The sequence below is a fragment of the Nonomuraea sp. NPDC048826 genome, assembly GCF_043198225.1.
In the GTDB taxonomy this organism is placed as follows: Bacteria; Actinomycetota; Actinomycetes; order Streptosporangiales; family Streptosporangiaceae; genus Nonomuraea.
The window spans coordinates 17,961-37,923 of sequence record NZ_JBICUQ010000007.1 but is presented as its reverse complement, the minus strand read 5'-3'; the positions used below and the strand labels follow the sequence as shown (position 1 = coordinate 37,923).

Here is a 19,963-nt window from a genome sequence, read left to right as displayed (position 1 = left end):
TCACCCGGCGGCGTCGTCCAGCACCGCCTTGAGCGACGCCTCCAGGATGTCCACGCCGGCGTGCAGGTCGTCCTCGCTGATCGTGAGGGGCGGGGCGATCCGGAAGATGCCTCCCATCCCGGGCAGCTGGACGATGTTCATGTGCAGGCCCCGGTCCAGGCAGGCCGCGGTGACGGCGTTGCCCAGCGCGTCGGCGGGGGCCTTGCTCGTCTTGTCCCGTACGAGCTCGATGCCCTGGAGCAGGCCACGGCCGCGGACGTCGCCGACGACCTCGTACGCGTCACGCAGCGCCCGCAGCCGGTCGGCGAGCAGGTCGCCCAGGCGGGCGGCGCGCTCGACGAGGTTCTCGCGCTCGATCACGTCGAGGACCGTCAGCGCGACGGAGGCCGCCAGCGGGTCGGAGACGTGCGTGGTGTAGAAGAGGAACCCCCGCTCGTGGCAGGTCTGCTCGATCTCGGCGGACGTGACGACGGCCGCCACCGGCAACCCGGCGCCGAGGGTCTTCGACAGCGTCAGGATGTCGGGGGTGACGCCGTCGCGGTCGAACGCGTACATCGTCCCGGTACGACCGAGCCCGGTCTGCGCCTCGTCCAGGATGAGCAGCATCCCCCGTTCGTCACACAGCTCCCGCAGGCGGCGCAGATAGCCGGGCGGCAGCTCGATGATCCCGCCCGACGACAGGACGGGCTCGACCAGACAGGCGGCGAGACTGCCGGACGACTGCTGGTCGACCAGGGCGAAGCCGTAGGCGAGCTCGCTCTCCCAGTCGTGCGACCCGTCGGCGGACCGGAACGGCGAGCGGTAGGCGTTCGGCGCGGGCAGCGCGAGGTTGCCCGGCACCGGCGGGCCGTAGCCGCGCCGCCCGGCCGAGAAGGTCGCGGAAGCCGCGCCCTGGGTCATGCCGTGCCAAGAGCGGTCGAAGGAGACGATCTCGTAGCGGCCGGTGGCCAGCTTGGCCATCTTGATCGCGGCCTCGTTCGCCTCGGCGCCCGTGGTGAGCAGCATCATCTTGCTCAGCTCGGCGGGCAGGGTCGCGGTCAGCCTGGCGGCGAGCTCCACCACCGGGGTGCTGAGCATGCCGCTGAAGAGGTGGTCCAGCGACGCCACCGCGGACGACACCGTCGCCACGATGTCGGGGTGCGCGTGGCCGAGGATGGCGCTCATCTGACCCGAGGTGAAGTCGAGGATCGGCGTGCCCTGGCGGTCGAAGACATGGACGCCGGAGGCCCTCTCGATGACCCGTGGGGTGAAGCCGGATCCGTAGCGGATCAGCAGCCGGTCCGCCTCGTCCCAGAATGTCGTGTCCATCGCCACCTTCTCCCTCGCCGCCCGATGATCCATCTTCGATCGCCGGTACGATCCGCCACAAGCCACGCCTTCGGGGTGCCGTCGCCCGCCGCGTCATCGACGGGTCGCCGTCGGACTGCCATGCGTGGCATCCCCGGCGGCGCGGTCGGCGCTCCAGATCATCGTCCGCTGGTGGACCCGCCGGCCGTCGTGCCGGAGACCGGGCACCAGTGGTGCCGGGCCGTACTCGGCGAAGCCCATGCGCTCGAAGAACCGCACCGCCCTGGCGTTCTCGACCAGGGTCTGCAGGTGGCAGCCGGGGGATCCGGCCTTCCTGAGCCGGTCGAACCACCGGCTCATCAGCCCGTCGGCGGCACCGGTCCCTCGCGCCTCGGGTGCCACGTTGATGTGCAGGTGCGCGGGCCACCTGGCGTCGGCGAACGCGCCGACGCCAGGCTCCCCGCGGACCGCGCCCCACGCCAGATCGGCCAGGCTGCGTGCGAAGAAGGCCGCGGGCCTGGGCCGGAAGACCAGCCGGTAAGTCCGTATCGCCTTCTCCATGCGCTCGTCCTCGCCGGGGAACCTCGCACTGTCGAGGCATCCCGTCAGGTAGCCCACCAGGGCGCCCCCGGCGACGGCGACGAAGAGCGACTCCGGCTCCAGCTCCATGTAGGGGTCCAGGTAGACGGCCGCCTCCGAGTCCACGTGCCCCCACAGCGACGCCGTGGGAGCGCCCTCGCCCACGCGCCCGAACAGCTCGCGCAGCTCGGCGCGGTCACTCGGTGCGAACGCGCGGATCTCCATGACGCCTCCTTCTATGTACAGCTTACTCTGTACGTCATACACAATTACTATCCTATATGACGTACACAGATCCCGACCGCACGAGAGGACGTTCGATGGCACAGCTGCCCCCCGTCGTGGCGCGGATGTGGGACCGCGAACCCACCACGCGCAGAGGCCCGAGGCCGCGCCTGGATCTGGCCACGATCACGACGGCCGCCATCGAGATCGCCGACACCGAGGGGCTGGCCGCCGTCTCCATGGGCAACGTCGCCGCCCAGGTGGGCGTCGCTCCGATGGCGCTCTACCGGTACGTCGGCAGCAAGGACGAACTCCTGACCGTCATGGCGGACAGCGCCGTGCCCCCACCACCCGAACGCGGGGACCTGTCCTGGCGCGCCTACCTCGCCACGTGGACCCGGCTCACCCGCGACCTCCTGCTGTCCCGGCCCTGGCTGCTGGACCTGCGCCAGGACACCCCGCCCATGGGCCCGCGGCGGCTGCTCTGGCTTGACCGGGCCCTGGACGCGCTGTCCGGCACCGGGCTGGACGACGGCCAGAAGTTCAACGCCGCCACGGCCCTGACCGGCTACGCCCTCACCAGCGCCACACTCACCCGCTCGCTCGGTGCCGGTGGCGAGGAGTTCGCGGCCGGCGCCAGGGGAGCCGCCGAGTACGGCGAGATCCTCACGGAGGTCCTGGACCCCGCGACGTACCCGGCACTGTCGGCCATGATGCGCTCCGGCCTGCTAGGGGACTCCACCGGCTGGACGGAGGACGCCGATTTCCGGTTCGGCCTCGACCTCCTGCTGGACGGCATCGAGGCGCTGATCGCCCGCTCAGCCCGGTGACCGGCCCGGGCCGCGACATGCGCCGGTCAGTCTAGGAAGGCGGCGATCTGGGCCGCTCCCGTCCGCCGCAGCCAGGTGCGCAGGTCCATCAGGCCGGGGTGCAGGGCGCGGGCGAAGGCGACATCGGCGCGGTAGCCGCGTTCGTTGAGCCAGGTGTAGGCGTACGCGAACTCCTCGCCCAGCTGAGCGATCGCCTCGATCGGGATCTGGACGTACGGCAAGGACCGGCCGACCGCCTCGGAGATGGCCGCGGCGATCCGGCGTGGGGTCAGTTCGTCCCCGGCCAGGTCGACCGCGCGGCCGATCCACTCCCCCGGCCGGCCGAAGGCGAGCGCGGCGAAGGCGCCGACGTCGTCGACGGCCATGATCTGCTGCGGCACGTCGGCGGCGAACGCGGTGGCCACAGCACCGTCGCGCAGGTGGTAGGGGCCGGTGTAGTTCTCCATGAACGAGACCGGGCGCAGGAAGGTCGCGGGCAGGCCCAGCCGGGTGATGTGCTGTTCGATCCGCCACTTGTTGATCGTGTTGCCCGGCAGTTTCTCGGTGTCGTGACGGCCCGCGCCGGCGAGCGAGGCGTAGACCAGGTGGCGCACGCCGGCGGTGTGGGCCGCGTCGGCGACGTTGCGGCCCCAGCGGACCTCGTCCTCGTTGGAGAAGCCGGGCGGGGTGCCCGGGGAGCCGACGGTCGGCTGCACGCTGAACAGGCCGTGGGCGCCTTCGGCGGCGGCGACGAGCGAGGGGACGTCGTCCATCTCGGCGCGGGCGAGCTCGGCGCCCGCCTGGGCCAGCGCGCGGGCCGGCGCGGCGTCCGGATCGCGCGTCACCGCCCGTACGTGCCAGCCGTCGGCGAGCAGGTGTGCTGTCACGGCCCGGCCCTGCAGGCCGGTCGCTCCCATCACGACGATGGTCTTCACGGTATGTCTCCAGAAGGTAGGCATGCGGCGGCCACCCTCTAAGTGGGGTGGCCCTCCGGTTCTGGTCGAGTACGATATGGAGGGCCACCCCGTTTTGCAACCCAGCCGGAGAACACATGCCGCTCGACAGCCGTACGACCTCGTCCGCGCGGCCGATGCGCGCGGACGCGCGGCGCAACTACGACCGCATCCTGGCCGCGGCCGCCGAGGCCATCTCCGAAGAGGGGGCCGAGGCGTCCCTGGAGGAGATCGCCCGGCGTGCCGGCGTCGGATCGGCCACCCTGCACCGCCACTTCCCGTCCCGGCAGCGGCTGCTGGAGGCGGTCTTCCGCGACAAGGTCGAGGCCCTGTGCGCCACCGCCGGCGATCTGGCCACCGGCGCCGAGCCCGGGCACGCGCTGACGACCTGGCTGCGAGCCGTCGCCCGGCACGTCGTGACCAACCGGGGCCTGGCCGCCTCGCTGATGCGGGGTGCCCAGGACGGCGGCGACTCCGTCCTGGGTGACACCTGCCACACGTTGATCATCGACGCCGGGGCGGATCTGCTGGCCCGCGCACGCCGGGCGAACGCCGTGCGGCCCGACGTCTCGATCATGGATCTGTTCACCCTCGTCAACGCCATCTGCCTGGCCGTCGAGCACGAACCCGACGGCGCGGACCAGGCCGACCGGCTGCTCATCCTCGCGCTGACCGGAGTGCGCCCCGCAGGAGAAGTGGGTGACGCACCGCGTGCGCCGCTCAGCGGGTCACGGGTGGTTCCCGCGCCCTGATCGCGGCGAGCGGATCCCGCGGCCTCGCCGGCGGTCAGCCTCGCCGGTGCCGAGGCAGCAGCACGCTGACCACGGCGATGGCCAGGCCGAGCCCGGCCGCCATGAGGAAGACCAGCTCGTATCCGGCGGCGAGGCCCCCTTGGTCCTGGAAACTTCGTTCGCCGGACGCTGCCGGGTGCGACGTGCTCGGTGTCTGGCTTGTGATTCTTGCGGCGCTATGGGGCGTGCTGGGTGAGCGCGGCGTATGCCGTCGACCGTGAGATCTTCAGCGTGCGGGCCGCCTCGGTCACCGAGGTGCCGTCATCTACCAGCCGGCGCAACGTCTGCAGTTCTGCCGGGCCGACGACGCGTGGGCGGCCGATGTGCTGTTTGCCAGGCGATGCTGCGGTCGCGGAGCTCGTTGATCGTGGTCAGGACGTGCCCGGCCGAGCGGCCCCATCGGTCGGACTTCCAGAACTTCAGCGTGTCGCCGGACTGCGGCCGTGCCAGCAGTGCCTCCCACGCCGGTCGGGCCACGCCACGCTTGCCGGACTCCTTTTCCATGACCAGCTCGTCGTAGCCACTGACCGCCAGGGCATCGAGTTGGAGCTGCGGGTTCTGATCACGTGTGGAGACCCGCGCGTACGCCCAGACGGTCATCGCCGCCACCCTTCGCGAGTCCAAGAACGTATACGTTTCTGGACACGAAAGCGACCAGCCACGATGCCGTCCAGAAAACTCCGTCCGAAAAATTGATGCGGACGCGGCCCCTTCGATCAGGGCGCGCCGGTCTTGCCAGAGGCTATCTCGGCCATCCCGGCCGCACGGCGGCCTCGTTCCTCCCGGACCCGTTCGCCGAGAGGCCCGGCGAGCGCATGTACGCCACCGGGGACAACGTTCGGCTTCAGCCGGACGGGAACTACGTGTACGTCGGCCGAATCGACGACCAGATCAAGATCAGTGGGTACCGGGTCGAGATCGGCGAGGTGGAGCACAACCTGCGCGCACGCCGAGGCGTGGTCGACGCGGCGGCACTGTTGCGCGAGGACACCCCGGGCGGCGCGGCCATCGTCGCCTATCTGGTCGGCGAACGGCGACCCAACGAGCTGCTCACGAGCCAACTGGGTAGTTGGCTACCCGCGCCGATGGTTCCACGCGTCTACGTCTGGCTGGACGAGATGCCTCTCAACCGCGCGGGCAAGATCGATCGTCGAGCGCTCGCCAAGATGCTCGATCCCGCACTCCCCCACCCGGACGCAACACGCAACCTTCACGTTGTGCCATTCACTGGCGCGGGCGGGACGGATACGGCAAACTGTCCCGATGCCTGCTGAGTACACCCAAAGTGACCAGCTCCGTGGTGCCCGCATCCACCTGTGCGACCTCTCCGACCTCGAGATTCGCGATTGCGACGTCACCGGCCTGAAGATCGTGGACTGCTATGGGGGCAACGTCTCCCTCGGTGGCGGCTTCGAGCGTGTCGTTGTCAACGACGTCGACGTGACCGCCTACGTCGAGGCCGAGCTCGACCGGCTGCATCCCAACCGGGTGCTGGCCCGTGAGGCCACGTCCGCCGCCGAATACCGGGCCGCTTGGGATGCCATCGAGAAGCAATGGGAGGAGACGCTCGACCGCGCCAGGCGCCTACCCGAGGCGAATCTGCACGAGCAGGTCGACGGCGAGTGGTCGTTCGTCGAGACGCAGCGGCATCTGCTGATGGCCAGCGATGCCTGGATCGGCAACGCCGTGCTTGAGGAGGACGCGCCGTACCACCCGTTGGGCCTTCCTGCCGGCGGGATGCCGGCCGAAGCATCGGCGAAGCTCGGGCTCACCCTCGATGCCACCCCGACGCTCGACGAGGTACTCGCGCCGCGGCTCGCCCGCATGGCCACAATGCGCCGGGTCGTCGACGAGCTCACCGAGGCCGAGCTCGACCGGGTATGTGGTCGCAAGCCGGCCGACCCCTACCCGGACAAGGAGTACGTCGTGCGCCGCTGCCTCACGGTGGTGTGCAAGGAAGAGGCCGAGCATCACCGGTATGCGGTCCGCGACCTCACCGTGCTCGAGGCCGGTGCCCGAACCGAGTGAAGGCGCGTCCCGGCAATGGACGGCGATCTCGCGATCCTGCGCTTGACCAGCCCATCTTGCTGTCGGAGCCCCTCATCGCACTCGCACTGCCCAGCCAGGGCGCGGTGCCGACCGGCGAGGTAGTCACGACCGGCTACGGAAAGACCAGCAATGCGGGCTTCCCCAACGAACGACGCGAGGTCTTCCTCGATGTCACGCCGCGGTGGACCTGCGAAGGCATCTACCAGTTCGTGAAGCCGATCACGCCCGGAATGAACTGCACCCGCAAATCCGGCCAGACGGCCCGAGCATGCGGCACTGGGTGATGTCGTCATCGGAATCGACTCCTGAAATATCTCTGGCCAGTGCGGCAACCCGACCTATCCCACCGTGAATAGGAATGTTTCTCAGCACCGAACCTGGATAAGCGGCAACGTGGGGAGGTAGCCGGCGGTTCATCCCCCTGCCTTCAGCCGGAACGCGAGGCGGCGGGGCGCCTGCACGCGATAGCTGTCCGTCACCAGCTCGGCAACCTCGACCCAGTCCGTCTCGTCGTCCAGCACCATTCCCACGACATTCACACCCCAGTCGGCCCGGAAGAACGGAGGGCCGGCATGCGCCAGCGCGGCCAACTCCCCGGGCGGCGCCCGGAAGGTCATCAGGATGGCCGGATCGTCCATATCGATGTACGCCGACCCCCTCACGTCGGTGGTGTAGACGTGCAGGAACGTCCGCCGGCGAATCCGCCACCGCAAGCCGATCCACGCTGGCTCCTCGTACGCCTCGGGCAGCTCCCCGCAGATCACCCGGAGCCGGCCCACAACGGCGGGTGGAACGTCCGCGATGTCGCTCATCTGTACCTCCCGCGCCCATCCTGCCCGCCGGGTAGGACATCAGCACATCAGAGTCTCCGGGGTTGGCGGGGCCGCGCCGACGTCATAGGACTATCGGGCCCAGCTCGATCGAGCTGCGGATCTTCGTGTCCGTCGACTTCGAGCAGACCATAGATCGCGCCCTGACCCGCAGCATGGCGATGGCCGGATCCGCCGATGCCGCCGAGATCGAACGGTTCTGGCGCCACCGCTACATCCCATCCCAACAGCTCTACTTCGCGACAGCCCGCCCGACCGATCACGCTGACATCATCGTGTACAACGATCAGCTCCACGAGCCGACCTGGGCCATCCGATCCGCGCGCCCCGGAACGACCCCAGCGTGCCCACCACGCCCTCCGAGAACGCCACCTCGAACTTGGAAAGGCCCGACCCCACCACCCGCTCCACCTGGCCGGGCGTCGGCGGCTCCACATCCTCGCTCCGGCATCTGCGGCGCAGCGCCTCAGCAAGCCGCTGGCGACTCGTCTCCGTCGGGCACATCTCCTCCGCCAGCCACCGTGCCCACCGGTCCTCATCCTCCTCCGTCGCCGGCCGCGTCCCGAACGCCTCCCTGATCTGCTTGCGGTGATACTCGATCGTCCGCCCCGTCCACCGCTACTTCGCGAACTCCCCGGCGTCGACTTTCACCAGCGACGCCACGTAGTCGACCGCGACCAGCGGAACCGCCTGCGGACCGTCCGGGAACCGGCCCTCAAGCTCATAGAACTTCAGCAACAACGCGAACCCCAACCGCGTCGCGCCCGACTTGTTACGGATCAGCTTCCAATCACCCTCGACCAGCGTCCACGAACCGATCAGCTCATCCGGTTCCCACTCCGCGCGCATCCCCACCACTCCCAGACCGAGACCACCACCAGGACATGGCTCACGATCAAGGAAGAGGTCGCCCATTTCGCCGGGATTGACCTACTTGCGACCACTACGCGACGAACCCGAAAGATAGCTCACCGCTACTTTGCGGCTCGCCGTAGCTGCAGGAGTTCCGGGCCCTGACCGGCGGTTCGGGCCAGGCCGCCGACGATCCCCGCGTCGCCCTCGGGAGCGTCGGCGGTCGCCGCGGCCATGAGGGCGGGGAAGGTCAGCCCGATGCCGGCTGCGACGAGCAGGGTAGGCCCGAGCACGCTGGTGACATAGCCGCTGTCGGCATGAGCCAGGGAGAGCCGGCCGATTCCGGCCGCCAAGATGATCATTGTCATCCGGCGCCCGAGCGCGCTGGTCCGGAATGCCCGACACCACGTCAGCCGCCGTGGGGGGAAATACCGGATCGACTCATCCGAGTCCTCTTCAGGGAGTCCGGTTCTCGTCGGCCTGGATCTCGTCCGGGACGGCTCGATACGGAGCGCGGCCCGTCTCGGTGAGTAAGAGCAGGCGTCCTCGGCGGCGACGAGGAATCGGACCAGGGTGTGGAGCATCGCAGCGAGGCCGGGACCCTCGTTAATACCTTTGACAGCCGAGGGGCGGCCCACAACCATGAGCAGATGCCCATTTCGAGGACGTGCGTGAGGTGACCTCGGCCGGTCACGACACCAGCAGGCCGACGCGAGCCTGAACAGGCTGCCGGCGCACATCGCCGCGTCCACCTGAGACGACGATCCGGCGATCCGAGAGGGAGAACCGGCGACCTGGACCGCCCGGTCACTCGGCCAACGACGTGGCAGGCGCCTACCGCAGCTCCGCCCCTCGCGTCCTGGCCGCCTTCGCCGACATGCGTCGTGCGGCAGGCGCGGCCTTCGCGCCCATGATCGCCTGGTCCCGCGGAGCGCCCTCGATCGGATCGTGGCCGTCCACGGGCGTCCTCCGAACCGACCCCAGTGACCCATCACCCCAGGAGAATCGATGACTGCACCTGTCAAGCTGGTCCGCGACATCGAGCTCGCCCAGACGGTCGAGTACGCCTACGCCTCGGTCGCGGACACCCCGTTGCGCTGCGTCTGGGTGGCCGGAGCCTGCCCGCTCGACGCCGACGGCAAGACGGTCGCCGTGGGCGACTACGTGGAACAGACGCACCAGGTGATGCGCAACCTCGTCACCGCGCTGCGCGGAGCGGGCGCCTCCCTGACCGACATCGCCAAGACCACCGTCTACGTCGCCTCCTCCCGGCAGGCTGACCTCGGAGCCGTCTGGCAGGTCTACCGCGCGTACATGGGAGCCCATGACGTGCCCAGCACCTTGCTCGGCGTGACCGTGCTCGGGTACGCCGACCAACTGGTCGAGGTCGAGGCGATGGCCGTCATCCCTCCGTCCGCCGCCGGCCAGTCACGCTGAGACGAGGCTGCCGGGGTTCATGGTCGGGGGCTGCCGGCCCCGGGCTGCAGGACCTTGGCGAGGAGCGCGCTCAGCTGGGCGCGCTCCTCGCGCGTGAGGGCCTCGAAGGTGTCCTCGAGAAAGGCCGGGATCACGGCTTGAGCCCGGGCGCAACCCGCAACTGGCCTTCACCCTCGGCACCGACTTCAGGCCCGCCCCCGAATCCCGCCAATGAGGTCCTGCACTGGGAACGGTGGTGAGCTCGCGTGCCGATTAGCCTTCCGCGCCGCCCCCGTCTGTACGTGTGAGATCGACCCAAGGGAGGCTGACATGATGCGGAAACTGATTTTCGCCATGAACGTGACCCTGGACGGCTACATCGCCGCGCCCGGCGACGACCTGGGCTGGAGTGGCGGGGAGGGACCCGACTCGTCCCGGGCGCCGAGCTGTTCCAGTGGTGGTTCGACCGGGTGGACGCGACGGACCTGGCGCTGTACGGGCGCAAGCTGTGGGACGCGATGAGCTCCCACTGGCCGACCGCCGACGAGCAGCCGGGTGCCACACCGGCGGAGATGCTGACCCGATACGAGACAACGTGATGAGCGCGTTCCGCGCGAGCCGTCGACCGAGCAGGATGGCCTGCCCGCCGGCCGCGTCCGATCACAGCGTCGCGGGCAGGCCCAGCCAGGTCTTGCCGGTGGCCTCGAATCCGGTGAGCTCGACGATCCTCCCGTCGACGATGTGCAGGACCGCGATGTTGAACAGACGGTGGTCCGGGTCGCCGGGTGCGCGCAGGTACAGCGCGGCGGCCGGCATGAGATTGACCGTCGTGGCGACGCAGCGCCAGTCGTCGCGGCCGGGCTGGAAGAGCCCACCGGCGACCCAGCCGTCCACCGCGTCCTCGGCCGTGACGATCAAGGCGCCCGGCTCGGGCAGCATCGCGAAGCGCAGGTCGTGGCGCAGCAGGGCCGTCAGCCCGGCGAGGTCGTTGCGCTCATGGGCGTCCATGTACGACCTCACCACGCCGCGCTCGTCGTCCGACAGCCCGTGCGTGCCAGGGTTCCGCCAGTCGAGGCGGCGGCCGGGCAGTTGCTCGCGTACTGTCACGCGCGCCCGCTGCAGTGCGCTGGTCACCGATGCGACGGTCAGCTCCAGAACGTCGGCGGTCTTCGACGCCGGCCAGCCGAGGACGTCGCGCAGGATGAACGCCGCCCGCTGCCGCGGCGGCAGGTGCTGGACGGCGACGATGAACGCCAGCTCGATCGTCTCCCGCGCCACCACCGATTCCTGCGGGTCCTCCGGGAGCATCCGGTCCGGGTAGGGCTGCAGGTAGGGCACTTCCGAGCCCTCGCCCGGCAGCTCTGCGGGCACGGGGGTGCGGTCGTTGCGCTTCCCCAGGAAGTCGAGGCAGGCGTTCGTCGCGATCCGGTACAGCCAGGTCCGCACCGCGGCGTGGCCCTTGAACGACTCCCGCTTGCGCCACGCCCGCAGGAACGTCTCCTGCGTCATGTCCTGGGCGTCCTCGTAGTTCGCGAGCATCCGGTAGCAGTGCACCTGCAGCTCACGCCGGTAGCGCTCGGTGAGGAGCGCGAACCGTGCCGCGTCGTCCGAGCGGGCCGCGGCGATGAACGCGGCCTCGTCGTCGCCCAGCAGTCTGGCGTCGGTCATGTTGTCAATCCTTCCGCAGGTGGCGAGGGGCTGCCAGAACTGACGACGCGGCGGAAGATTTCTGAGCGGTGCAGCCGCCGCCAGGCTGCGGGCTTGACCCTGACGCAGGGTCAAGCCCGCAGCCTGATGGCATGAATCAGGAAAAGACGGCGATTCGCCACTTCACGATCCACCACGACGGCGTCACCATCCCGGTGTCCCGCGGCGGCCGGGGACGGCCGCTGGTCCTGTGCCCAGGCCTCAACACCACCCAGGCCGACCTGAGCGAACTGATCGAGGCCCTGAGACGCGATCACGACGTGGTGACCTTCGACCTGCGGGGCCACGGCCTCGCCCCGGCCGCCGACCGGTACACCTTCGATGCGTTCCTGGGCGATCTCACTGCGGTGATGGCGGAGCTGAGGTCTGCGGCGCCTGTGCTGGTGGGTTACTCGCTGGGCGCCGATCTGGCCGTACGCTATGCCGCCGAGCACCCCGGCACCGTCGCCGGGCTCGTTCTCGTGGACGGGGCGAACCCGGTGCCGGAACCGTTCGTCACCGAGGACCTCCTGCCGCAGTTCCGCGCCATGTGGGAGGACCTGGCGGCGGAGCAGGAAGCCCACCGGGGCACCGCGCGTCAGGTCCTGCTCACCGCCCAGGAGATCCTCGACCTGAACCTCGAGATCGACGGGTTCAGGTCCGGCGTCCTCGGCCGGTACAGGAAGATCGACCGGCCGGTCAGCATGATCATGTCGACCTCGATGGCCGGCGACATCGACGAGGGACACGTACGGGACTTCAACCGGAACTGGCGTGCGGGCGTCGAGCGGCTCGTCCGCGAGCACCCGCACATCACCGCCACCTGGCTCGACGCCGACCATCGACTGGTCTTCACCCATGCTGGGCACATCGCCCGGCTCATCCGCGATTTCGAGACGGACTGATTCGAGGCAGACTGATTCGATGCTGACGATCGGCGAGCTGGCGTCGTACGCCGGGGTGACGGTCCGCGCGGTGCGGCACTACCACGCCAAGGGGCTGCTGCCGGAGCCGGAGCGCGACCACTCCGGCTACCGCAGGTATGACGCCGGCGCCGTGGTCGAGTTGATCAAGATCCGGACTCTCGCCGAGGCCGGGGTCCCGCTGGCGCGGGTGCGCAGTCTGCTGCGGGCCGGCGAGGAGGAGTTCGCCGCGGCCATCGCCGACATCGACCGGAGGCTGCGGGCGGAGATCCGCGAGCGGCAGCGGCATCGCGAGCGGATCGCCCGGCTCGCCTCCGGGGATCACCTGGTGCTGCCTCCGGAGGTGGTCGCGTATCTGGACCGGCTGAGGGAGCTCGGGGTCGACGAGCGGATCGTCCAGGCCGAGCGCGACGGATGGATCCCGCTGGCCGCGCAATCCCCCGAACGGGTCCCGGAGTGGGTGGCGCGCAAGCGGGAGCAGCTCGACGACCCGGAGCTGGTCGACTTCCACCTCACCCTGAGCCGGGCGCTCGGCCAGGCCGACGACGACCCGCGGCTGGTGGAGCTGGCGGACAGGCTGGCCGCCTACCTCACGCGGCTGGCCGACGAGCGCGGCGAGGACTACGTCGACGACACCGGCATCGAGCCGCCGCTGGCCAGGCTCATGGACACGCTGGCGTTCGCCACGGTGCCGCCCGCCCGGCGGCTGATCGCCCTGCTGCGGCAGCGAGGCTGGACGGGCTGGACCAGGCTCGAACGCGTGGATCGATGATCGCCGACGGCTACGGTACGGGCCGGGAGCGGGCGACGGCCTGGGTGAGCGCGGTGACGTGCTCGGCGAGCGCCGTGACCAGCGCGGGCGGATGGCGGACGGTGAAGGGCCAGGGCAGGCCGGTGAGCATGCGCGCCATGGCGGGCAGGTTCTCCGCGCCGCTGACCAGGAGCACGCCGCCGTCGGGGCAGGCGTGCAGGTCGCCGAAGGTGGGCGACAGCTGGTCGCGGGCGGTCCGCAGGTCGGTGTCGAGCCAGACCTCGGTACGGTGCGTCCAGGCGCCGAGGGTCAACGTGTGCAGCACGTGGGCGACGGGGTCGAAACCTTCGGGCGGGGTGAAGGTGCCGGGCACTTCGACGGCGCCGCTGATCCTGTCCAGGCGATACATGCGGATGTCGGCGCGGAGACGGTCGTGCCCGACCAGATACCAGCGGCGCGCGTGCACGACGAGCCCGTACGGGTCCACCTCGCGTGCGCCGCGGCTGTGCTCGATGCGGACGGTGCGCCGCGCGTGGACGGCCGCGGCCAGCGTCAGGGCCAGGTGCGGTTCGGGGGTCAGCGGGCCCGCCGTCGCCGAGGTGGCGGCGATCAACGCGGTGACGCGCCGGCGCAGTGGCGTGGGCAGGACGCGGTTGAGCTTGACCAGCGCCCGGTCGGCAGGGCCGGGCTCCCCCGCCGGGTCGCGCTGCTTGCCGGTGGCCAGCGCGACGGCGACGGCGACCGCCTCGTCGTCGGCGAGCATCAGGGGCGGCAGCCGTACGCCGCGGGCCAGCCGGTAGCCACCGTAGCGTCCCCGTACGGATTCGACGGGGATGTCCAGGTCGCGCAGGGCGGTGATGTAGCGGCGGACGGCGCGGGCGTCGACGTCCAGGCGCCGGGCCAGTTCGTCCGCGGACACCAGGCCGCGGTCCTGAAGGATCTCCAGCAGCGCCAGGACGCGGGTCGCGGGACGGGACACGGTCCCGATCCTAAAGAGGGCAGAAAACGTCCACAATCCTCCCTAGCCTGACGCTGGAAAGAGCGATCGAAAGGAGTCGGCCTGATGTCGACCATCGTCCTTGTCGGCGGTTCGTTCCTGGGCGCCTGGGCCTGGGAGCGGGTCACGCCGCTGCTGACCGCGTACGGCCACCAGGTGCGTCCGCTGACGCTGACCGGTTTCGGTGACCGTGCGCACCTCGGCTCGCCGGACACGACCCTCACCACGCACGCCCAGGACATCACGGCCGCGATCGAGTACGCGGGGCTGCGCGAGGTGGTGCTCGTGGCGCACTCCTACGGCGGAGCCCCGGCCACGATCGCCGCCGCCGCGATCCCCGGACGGATCGCCCGCCTGGTCTACCTCGCCGCGCTCCTGCCCGAGGCGGGCAAGAGCCTGTTCGACATCACTCCCCCGCCCGTCGTCGAAGCGATCATGGAAACCGTCCGGGACGGGCGGATCCCGGTGATGAGCGACGAGGTCATCGACGCCAACTTCGGCGACCACGGGCTCACCCCTGAGGACCGCGCCTGGCTGCGGGCCCGCGGCGTAGGCCAGCCCCTCGGCACCTACCAGGACCCGGCGCCGGCCGACCTGCGCGCTGCCCAGGAACTGCCCCGTACCTACATCGCCTGTGCCGCCGACCCGGGCCGCCCGCCGAGCATGCCGGGCCTGGAGGTGGTCACGCTGGACGCCGGACACTGGCCGATGATCACCGAGCCGGAGCTGCTGGCCCGGGCGCTGGACGAGGTGGCCCGGCTCGGGTCGGACACGGCCAGGTCCGGCAGCGTGCGATGATCCCGGCCGTCGTGCTGCGGACGTGCTCACGGTCGTCATCGCCGGAGCTGCCCGGGTGACCACGGGCTCGGCCCTGGCGAGGCGGTCGTCGAACACCTGCCGTCGCGCCGCGGCGATCTCCGGGAGGTGAGCCGCTCCGGTGAACATCGCGGCGAGGACGGCCTGCCCCGTCGGGCTGGCGACACAGCCGTGAACTCCGGCCCGGACGTCACGGTCAAAGCAGCGTCGGGCCGGACGACAGTCAGGCCCCGCACCCCCTTCAGCCCCGTCTCAGTTCGGCCGCGACCGCCCGTTCCCGCAACTGCGCGGCCTCGGCCCGGGACGCCTCCAGCTCGGCACGCAGGTCGTCCACCCTCGACCGTTCCAGCCGCAGCTCCAGCAGCGCCTGGTCACGTTCCCGCGCCGCGGTCGCGGCCTCTTTCTCGCCGCGCTCCCGTTCGCGCCGCGCGCTCTTCTCGGCCTTGGCCGTCTCCGTCTCGGCCGTCTTGCGTGCCCGGGCCACCTCGACGTCGGCCGTCGTACGGGCGCGCTCGGCCGTCTCCCGGGCCGCCGCGGCCTCGTTCAGGGCGATGGCCCGCTCCCGCTCAGCCGTCGCGGCCGCGCGCTCCGCGTTCTCGGCGCGCGCCACCGCGCGGTCGCGTTCCTGCCCCGCCGCCTCCGCCCGGACGAGCGCCGCGGCGGCGTCCCGTTCGGCCTGCTCACGGGCGCGCAGGGCCGCCGCGGTCTCCTCGCGCACGCGGTCACGCTCCTTCTCCGCCCGCCCGGCGTCCTCTCTGGCCCGTACGGCCTGCGCCCGCGCCTCCTCGGCTCGGGCCTCGGCCGCCTCCACCCGCTCAGCCAGTTCCTGAACGGCCTGGTCGCGGGCCCGCTCGGTCGCCTCGGCCCGGCGCAGCGCTTCCTCGGCCCGTTGCTCGGCCGCCTCCGCCCGCCGGCTCGCCTCGTCGGCCGCCTGGAGCGCCTGGCGCTCGGTGCTGGACGCCTCCCGCAGGGCGGCCAGCGCCTGTTCGCGGGCGCGCTCGGCGTCGGCCAGCGCGGTGTCGCGCTCGGCCTCGGCCTCCTCCATGCGGGCCCGCGTCTCCTTGGCCTGCCGCCGGGCGTGCTCGGCCGCCTCCCGGGCGAGCCTCACCTGCTCGAACGCCTGCTCCCGTTCGGTACGCGCGATCGCCACCCGGGTGTGGGCCTCGGCCTGCACCGCACTGATCCGCGCCTCGACACCAGCCGGGCTCAGCTCGTCGGCCAGCGCGCGGGCGAGCGGTTCGATGGCCGCCGCCAGCCCGCTCTCCATCCGCTCGTACAACTGCTCGGCCCTGACCAGCGCCCCTTCGAGCCCGGGCGTGGCCCGGCGCAGCTCCCGCTCCCGCTTGGCGGCCGCCTGGCAGTCGCCCTCAGGACAGTACGCCTTCGGCCTGCCCCGCCCCCGCCGCTGCTCGATCGGCGCCCCACAGTGCTTGCACGGCGTCACCACAGTGTCGATCTCCGTCACGGCGGGAGCCTAGCATTATTGAATTCTGGAAAATAAAAACCAAAAATTCGAGCCCGTTGCGTACGAGACGATGCAGGTCACGTACGAGTCCTCCCAGAATACGGGCCAGGCGGACCCTGGGGCGAGCTCTTCGACGTTGGTCGGCGGTTGTCCAGAAAAGGCGCTGACGAGGTCAGGACGCGAAGCACCGCAGGAAGCGCCGCAGGGAGGATGCGTCGCCGGTGACGGCGGCGTCCGCGGCATGCACGGCGGCATCGAGGTCCCGCCCGCCGAAGACCAGGTCCTGCAGGACGCGCACGTCACAGGTGATGGTGGCCGCCGCGTCGGAAACCTCGCCGCGGACGATGTGCAGCCGTCCTTCGGCTACTTCTGCGGAGAAGACGTCCTGCGCAAGGCGCAACCGGTAGCGGCCGCAGAGATCGCCCGCCACGGCGGGGACGAACGTGGTCTTGAGGGCGAAAGCCAGCGCGTCCGGGCTCAACTCGGTCGCCGACGTGCTCGCCGGGGTGATGGTGCTGCCCCACCGGCCGAGCGCCAGCAGAACCGGCTCGAGCTCCTGTCCGCGCGGCGTCAGCTCGTAGACCCGCGCTCCGGCGGGCGGCCCGAGGACGCGTCGCGCGACCACGCCGGAGTCCTCAAGCTCGCGCAGCCGCTGCGACAGCACGTTGTGACTCACCCCGGACAGCCCGCGATGCAGATCCACGAAACGTTTGGGGCCGAACACCAGCTCGCGCACCATCAGCAGGGCCCAGCGCTCACCCACGGCATCCAGGGCCCGGGCGATGCCACACAGATCTCCATAGCTCCGCGAACCAGCCACGCTACTATCTCTCCTTCTTCAGGAGTAACGTCTCCTAGGTAAGGAGTGTAGTCGGAGCGAGGAGAGAAACGATGCCCCAGGTCATTTCCCGGGACGGCACGTCGATCGTCTACGAGCGGGCCGGCAGCGGCCCGGTCGTCGTCCTGGTGGGCGGCGGGCTGGACGACGGGACGGAGAACCGGCCGCTGGCCCAGGAACTGGCCGAAGACTTCACCTCCGTCAACTACGCCCGCCGTGGCCGCGCCGGAAGCGGCGACGTGCAGCCGTACGCGCTGGAACGTGAGATCGAGGATCTCGCGGCGTTGATCGACGAGGTCGGCGGGCCGGCGCATCTGTTCGGCGCGTCCTCTGGTGGCGCCCTCGCGCTGGAGGCGGCGGCGGCCGGACTGCCCGTAGGCAAGATCGCCGTGTTCGACGTGCCTTACGCCATCGGCGACACCGCCGTCCAGACCTGGCAGGAGTACGTCAGGCAGTTGCGCGTCACGCTCGCCGACGGCGAGCGCGGCGAGGCGCTGAAGCTGTTCATGCGGCTGGCCGGCGCGTCCGAGCAGGACATCGCCGGGGCGGAAGGCTCGCCGATGTGGTCGCCGCTGCTGAATCTCGCGCCCACGCTGGCCTACGATGCCGCCTGCCTGGGAGAGGGGCCTCCGCCCGTCGCGCGACTCGCCATGATCGACCGGCCGGTGCTGGTGGCGACCGGGGCGGGCGTCGACCCGCATATGGCAGGTCTTCCGGGCGGTTTTTTCGGTCAGGCCGCCGACGCGATCGCCGCGTGCCTGCCCCACGCCGAGCGCCGGACTCTCGACGTGCGCGAGCACGTGGTCAACGCCAAGGTCCTCGGCCCCGTGCTCACAGAGTTCCTGCGCGCCTGACCGAGCAGGTCGCCTATCGTTCGAGCGGGTTGGCCGCCATGCGCGTGGCCAGCCCGCTCCGTACGGCATCGGCCGCGGCGCCGGCCGGCTTGCGCCGGGCTTGGGTGAAGTCGCGGGTATTGCCTCAGAACCTGTTCGCGTACGTGCTCGGGCAGAGGTCAACGCCTTCTGCCCCGCACATCACGCCACCCGCTACGCGGTGCAGGGGAACCGATGTCACAAACGTTCGCGCTCCCCCGTCTCAGATCACGAGCGTACTTCAAAAACAGGTAGGTGATGAGGGTGCGGGTTTTCGTGGCAGGAGGCTCCGGTGTCGTGGGACAGCGGCTGGTGCCCCAGCTCGTGGCGAGAGGCCACCACGTCACGGCGACCACGACGAGCCCCGCCAAGCTGGGCATGCTGGAGAAGGCTGGGCGCCGAGGCGGCCCTGATGGACGGGTTGAACGCGGCCTCGGTCGGCCAGGCGGTGGCCACGGCGGGCCCGGACGTGATCGTGCACCAGATGACCGCCATCTCCCCAGGCCATCCGGGCGGTGCTCAACCCAGACAAGCTCGCACACGTGGGGCCGGTGGCGGACGCTTGGGCGATCGCGCGCCAGGCTTCACGGGCTCGGGCGAGAGAGCTGTAGCGCGTCGGTCAACGTCTCGAGGAAGCGCCGGATCGCTTCTTCGTCACGCTTGTAGAAGTGCCATGGGCCGATCTTCCGGCGGGTCAGGAGCTTCGCCTGATAGAGAACCTTCAAGTGCGCGGACACAGCCGGTTGTGACAGGCCCGCACGCTCCTGGATCACCGATACGCACACGCCCTCGACGTCGAAGTCGCCGATCTCCTGATGGCCAAAGTTGCGCGCCGGGTCCTTCATCCAGCGCAGGATGTCGAGCCTCGTAGAGCTGGCGATGGCGCGCAGCGCCTCTTCGTCGACTGTCTGCTCTGCGTCGCTCACAGCCTCAGGCTAGCAGGGCGCACATGTAGATAGTTATATTCGAATATTGCGATGTCTTGATACGGTTGAACCTGTCCGGACGAAGGCACCACGTCACGGGCCGCGTGAGCCCACCCGCTCACCGAACACCACAACGGCAAAGGAGTGACCACAGTGAAGATAGGCATCCTGGGCACAGGACGCATGGGGGTCCGGCTCGCCGCGCTCTACAGCGCGGCCGGCCACGAGGTGGTCCTCGGCTCCCGCGATCCGGCCCGGGCCGGCGGCATCGCCGAGAAGCTGGCTCATCCCCGCCTGAAGGCGGGCGCCTATCAGGACGCGCTCGACGCGCCGATCGTCCTGCCGGCCATTTTCATCCGCGATGGACTGCTCGACCAGCTTGAGGAGATGCGCGAGAGCCTCGACGGGAAGATTCTCATCGACATCACCAACCCGTTCAACGATGACTACAGCGACTTCATCACGCCTTGGACGACCAGCGGTGCCGAGCAGATCGCCGAGCGGCTGCCTGGGGTGAGGGTGGTAGGCGCGTTCAAGAACGTGTGGTGGGAGGTCTTCGACGCCCCTGACTTCGACGGCACGCTGAGCGACGTCTTCGTCGTCTCCGACGACGAGGAGGCCAAGCAGCAGGTCATCCGGCTCGGCGAGGGCACCCCGTTCCGCTACCTTGACGCGGGACGGCTCAGCAACGCCCGCACCGTGGAACGCATGACCCTGCTCAGCGGCGAACTCGGCGCGCGTTACGACTTCTTCCCCCGGATGAACTACAAGCTGCTCGGGGAGCAGTGGACGCCGGGCCAGGCCGACCACACGATCGGACCGCTGATCGCCTGAGCCGGGCTGCCGGAGCCCTGCGCGGACTCCGGACGAACGCGGTGCGGCAGCGCGGTGGACCGGC

24 protein-coding genes and 1 pseudogene are annotated in these 19,963 nt (G+C 70.4%); 12 read left to right on the top strand and 13 right to left on the bottom strand.

What is annotated here, in order from left to right; all coding sequences use genetic code 11:
• Both ACGFI7_RS25020 and ACGFI7_RS25015 read right to left on the bottom strand, forming a co-directional pair.
• The gene (locus ACGFI7_RS25020) at positions 1-1,308 is read right to left on the bottom strand and encodes an aspartate aminotransferase family protein (protein ID WP_393408732.1); all 1,308 of its coding nucleotides are present in this window, start codon (positions 1,306-1,308) and stop codon (positions 1-3) included.
• A gap of 93 nt (positions 1,309-1,401) precedes the next feature.
• On the bottom strand, positions 1,402-2,091 hold the full coding sequence (locus tag ACGFI7_RS25015) for a GNAT family N-acetyltransferase (RefSeq protein WP_393408730.1): 690 nt from the start codon (positions 2,089-2,091) through the stop codon (positions 1,402-1,404).
• Between the two features lie 95 nt (positions 2,092-2,186).
• On the opposite strand from ACGFI7_RS25015, the gene ACGFI7_RS25010 reads away from it, so the two are divergent.
• Positions 2,187-2,921 carry a TetR/AcrR family transcriptional regulator gene (locus ACGFI7_RS25010; RefSeq protein ID WP_393408727.1) on the top strand — a complete coding sequence of 245 codons (735 nt, stop codon included), beginning with the start codon at positions 2,187-2,189 and terminating at the stop codon, positions 2,919-2,921.
• 26 nt (positions 2,922-2,947) lie between these two features.
• On the opposite strand, the gene ACGFI7_RS25005 is transcribed toward ACGFI7_RS25010, so the two are convergent.
• Positions 2,948-3,835 carry an NmrA/HSCARG family protein gene (locus tag ACGFI7_RS25005; protein ID WP_393408724.1) on the bottom strand — a complete coding sequence of 296 codons (888 nt, stop codon included), beginning with the start codon at positions 3,833-3,835 and terminating at the stop codon, positions 2,948-2,950.
• A 116-nt stretch (positions 3,836-3,951) separates the two neighbouring features.
• Between ACGFI7_RS25005 and ACGFI7_RS25000 the strand changes: the two genes are divergently transcribed.
• Positions 3,952-4,605, top strand: coding sequence for a TetR/AcrR family transcriptional regulator (locus ACGFI7_RS25000; protein ID WP_393408722.1), 654 nt, complete (start codon positions 3,952-3,954; stop codon positions 4,603-4,605).
• A 215-nt stretch (positions 4,606-4,820) separates the two neighbouring features.
• Here the strand turns inward: ACGFI7_RS25000 and ACGFI7_RS24995 are convergent, their stop codons facing one another.
• Both ACGFI7_RS24995 and ACGFI7_RS24990 read right to left on the bottom strand, forming a co-directional pair.
• The gene (locus ACGFI7_RS24995) at positions 4,821-4,925 is read right to left on the bottom strand and encodes a helix-turn-helix domain-containing protein (RefSeq protein ID WP_393408719.1); all 105 of its coding nucleotides are present in this window, start codon (positions 4,923-4,925) and stop codon (positions 4,821-4,823) included.
• Entirely contained in the window at positions 4,906-5,244 is a 339-nt protein-coding gene (locus ACGFI7_RS24990; RefSeq protein WP_393408717.1) for a recombinase family protein, read from the bottom strand. Before ACGFI7_RS24990 ends, ACGFI7_RS24995 begins: the two co-directional genes overlap by 20 nt.
• A gap of 95 nt (positions 5,245-5,339) precedes the next feature.
• Between ACGFI7_RS24990 and ACGFI7_RS24985 the strand changes: the two genes are divergently transcribed.
• Genes ACGFI7_RS24985 through ACGFI7_RS24975 form a run of 3 tightly spaced genes read left to right on the top strand, consistent with a single transcriptional unit; the run spans position 5,340 to position 6,977 of the window.
• On the top strand, positions 5,340-5,918 hold the full coding sequence (locus tag ACGFI7_RS24985; RefSeq protein ID WP_393408715.1) for a hypothetical protein: 579 nt from the start codon (positions 5,340-5,342) through the stop codon (positions 5,916-5,918).
• Complete coding sequence (locus ACGFI7_RS24980) at positions 5,908-6,672, top strand: DinB family protein (protein WP_393408712.1); 765 nt, start codon at positions 5,908-5,910, stop codon at positions 6,670-6,672. Before ACGFI7_RS24985 ends, ACGFI7_RS24980 begins: the two co-directional genes overlap by 11 nt.
• Before the next feature lie 56 nt (positions 6,673-6,728).
• The gene (locus ACGFI7_RS24975) at positions 6,729-6,977 is read left to right on the top strand and encodes a trypsin-like serine protease (protein WP_393408709.1); all 249 of its coding nucleotides are present in this window, start codon (positions 6,729-6,731) and stop codon (positions 6,975-6,977) included.
• A 129-nt stretch (positions 6,978-7,106) separates the two neighbouring features.
• On the opposite strand, the gene ACGFI7_RS24970 is transcribed toward ACGFI7_RS24975, so the two are convergent.
• From ACGFI7_RS24970 to ACGFI7_RS24960, 3 genes and pseudogenes are all read right to left on the bottom strand, one after another.
• The gene (locus ACGFI7_RS24970) at positions 7,107-7,505 is read right to left on the bottom strand and encodes an MmcQ/YjbR family DNA-binding protein (RefSeq protein ID WP_219537622.1); all 399 of its coding nucleotides are present in this window, start codon (positions 7,503-7,505) and stop codon (positions 7,107-7,109) included.
• Positions 7,506-7,793: 288 nt separating this feature from the next.
• Positions 7,794-8,372 (bottom strand): annotated as a pseudogene (locus ACGFI7_RS24965) (DUF4158 domain-containing protein).
• A gap of 125 nt (positions 8,373-8,497) precedes the next feature.
• Complete coding sequence (locus tag ACGFI7_RS24960) at positions 8,498-8,728, bottom strand: hypothetical protein (RefSeq protein ID WP_393408706.1); 231 nt, start codon at positions 8,726-8,728, stop codon at positions 8,498-8,500.
• A gap of 655 nt (positions 8,729-9,383) precedes the next feature.
• Between ACGFI7_RS24960 and ACGFI7_RS24955 the strand changes: the two genes are divergently transcribed.
• Positions 9,384-9,812 (top strand): RidA family protein, encoded by a 429-nt coding sequence (locus ACGFI7_RS24955; RefSeq protein WP_393408704.1) that lies wholly within the window; start codon positions 9,384-9,386, stop codon positions 9,810-9,812.
• Between the two features lie 449 nt (positions 9,813-10,261).
• Entirely contained in the window at positions 10,262-10,390 is a 129-nt protein-coding gene (locus tag ACGFI7_RS24950; protein WP_393408702.1) for a hypothetical protein, read from the top strand.
• 61 nt (positions 10,391-10,451) lie between these two features.
• Here ACGFI7_RS24950 and ACGFI7_RS24945 read toward each other — a convergent pair whose 3' ends face one another.
• Positions 10,452-11,459, bottom strand: a complete 1,008-nt coding sequence (locus tag ACGFI7_RS24945; RefSeq protein WP_393408699.1) for an RNA polymerase subunit sigma-70 — start codon at positions 11,457-11,459, stop codon at positions 10,452-10,454.
• A 131-nt stretch (positions 11,460-11,590) separates the two neighbouring features.
• Here ACGFI7_RS24945 and ACGFI7_RS24940 point away from each other — a divergent pair, with 131 nt between their 5' ends.
• Both ACGFI7_RS24940 and ACGFI7_RS24935 read left to right on the top strand, forming a co-directional pair.
• On the top strand, positions 11,591-12,382 hold the full coding sequence (locus tag ACGFI7_RS24940; RefSeq protein ID WP_393408696.1) for an alpha/beta fold hydrolase: 792 nt from the start codon (positions 11,591-11,593) through the stop codon (positions 12,380-12,382).
• Positions 12,383-12,401: 19 nt separating this feature from the next.
• Positions 12,402-13,172, top strand: coding sequence for a MerR family transcriptional regulator (locus ACGFI7_RS24935; RefSeq protein WP_393408693.1), 771 nt, complete (start codon positions 12,402-12,404; stop codon positions 13,170-13,172).
• 10 nt (positions 13,173-13,182) lie between these two features.
• Here the strand turns inward: ACGFI7_RS24935 and ACGFI7_RS24930 are convergent, their stop codons facing one another.
• Positions 13,183-14,130 (bottom strand): helix-turn-helix transcriptional regulator, encoded by a 948-nt coding sequence (locus ACGFI7_RS24930; protein ID WP_393408691.1) that lies wholly within the window; start codon positions 14,128-14,130, stop codon positions 13,183-13,185.
• Positions 14,131-14,214: 84 nt separating this feature from the next.
• Between ACGFI7_RS24930 and ACGFI7_RS24925 the strand changes: the two genes are divergently transcribed.
• On the top strand, positions 14,215-14,946 hold the full coding sequence (locus tag ACGFI7_RS24925; RefSeq protein WP_393408689.1) for an alpha/beta fold hydrolase: 732 nt from the start codon (positions 14,215-14,217) through the stop codon (positions 14,944-14,946).
• 259 nt (positions 14,947-15,205) lie between these two features.
• Here ACGFI7_RS24925 and ACGFI7_RS24920 read toward each other — a convergent pair whose 3' ends face one another.
• Both ACGFI7_RS24920 and ACGFI7_RS24915 read right to left on the bottom strand, forming a co-directional pair.
• Positions 15,206-16,429 (bottom strand): hypothetical protein, encoded by a 1,224-nt coding sequence (locus ACGFI7_RS24920; protein WP_393408687.1) that lies wholly within the window; start codon positions 16,427-16,429, stop codon positions 15,206-15,208.
• A gap of 172 nt (positions 16,430-16,601) precedes the next feature.
• Positions 16,602-17,249, bottom strand: a complete 648-nt coding sequence (locus ACGFI7_RS24915; protein ID WP_393408685.1) for a winged helix-turn-helix transcriptional regulator — start codon at positions 17,247-17,249, stop codon at positions 16,602-16,604.
• A gap of 71 nt (positions 17,250-17,320) precedes the next feature.
• Here ACGFI7_RS24915 and ACGFI7_RS24910 point away from each other — a divergent pair, with 71 nt between their 5' ends.
• A complete protein-coding gene (locus tag ACGFI7_RS24910) occupies positions 17,321-18,121 on the top strand; it encodes an alpha/beta fold hydrolase (RefSeq protein ID WP_393408683.1) in 801 nt (266 codons plus the stop codon).
• 602 nt (positions 18,122-18,723) lie between these two features.
• Here the strand turns inward: ACGFI7_RS24910 and ACGFI7_RS24905 are convergent.
• Entirely contained in the window at positions 18,724-19,065 is a 342-nt protein-coding gene (locus tag ACGFI7_RS24905) for an ArsR/SmtB family transcription factor (protein WP_393408680.1), read from the bottom strand.
• A 153-nt stretch (positions 19,066-19,218) separates the two neighbouring features.
• On the opposite strand from ACGFI7_RS24905, the gene ACGFI7_RS24900 reads away from it, so the two are divergent.
• Complete coding sequence (locus tag ACGFI7_RS24900; RefSeq protein WP_393408678.1) at positions 19,219-19,899, top strand: NADPH-dependent F420 reductase; 681 nt, start codon at positions 19,219-19,221, stop codon at positions 19,897-19,899.
• Positions 19,900-19,963: the final 64 nt, after the last annotated feature.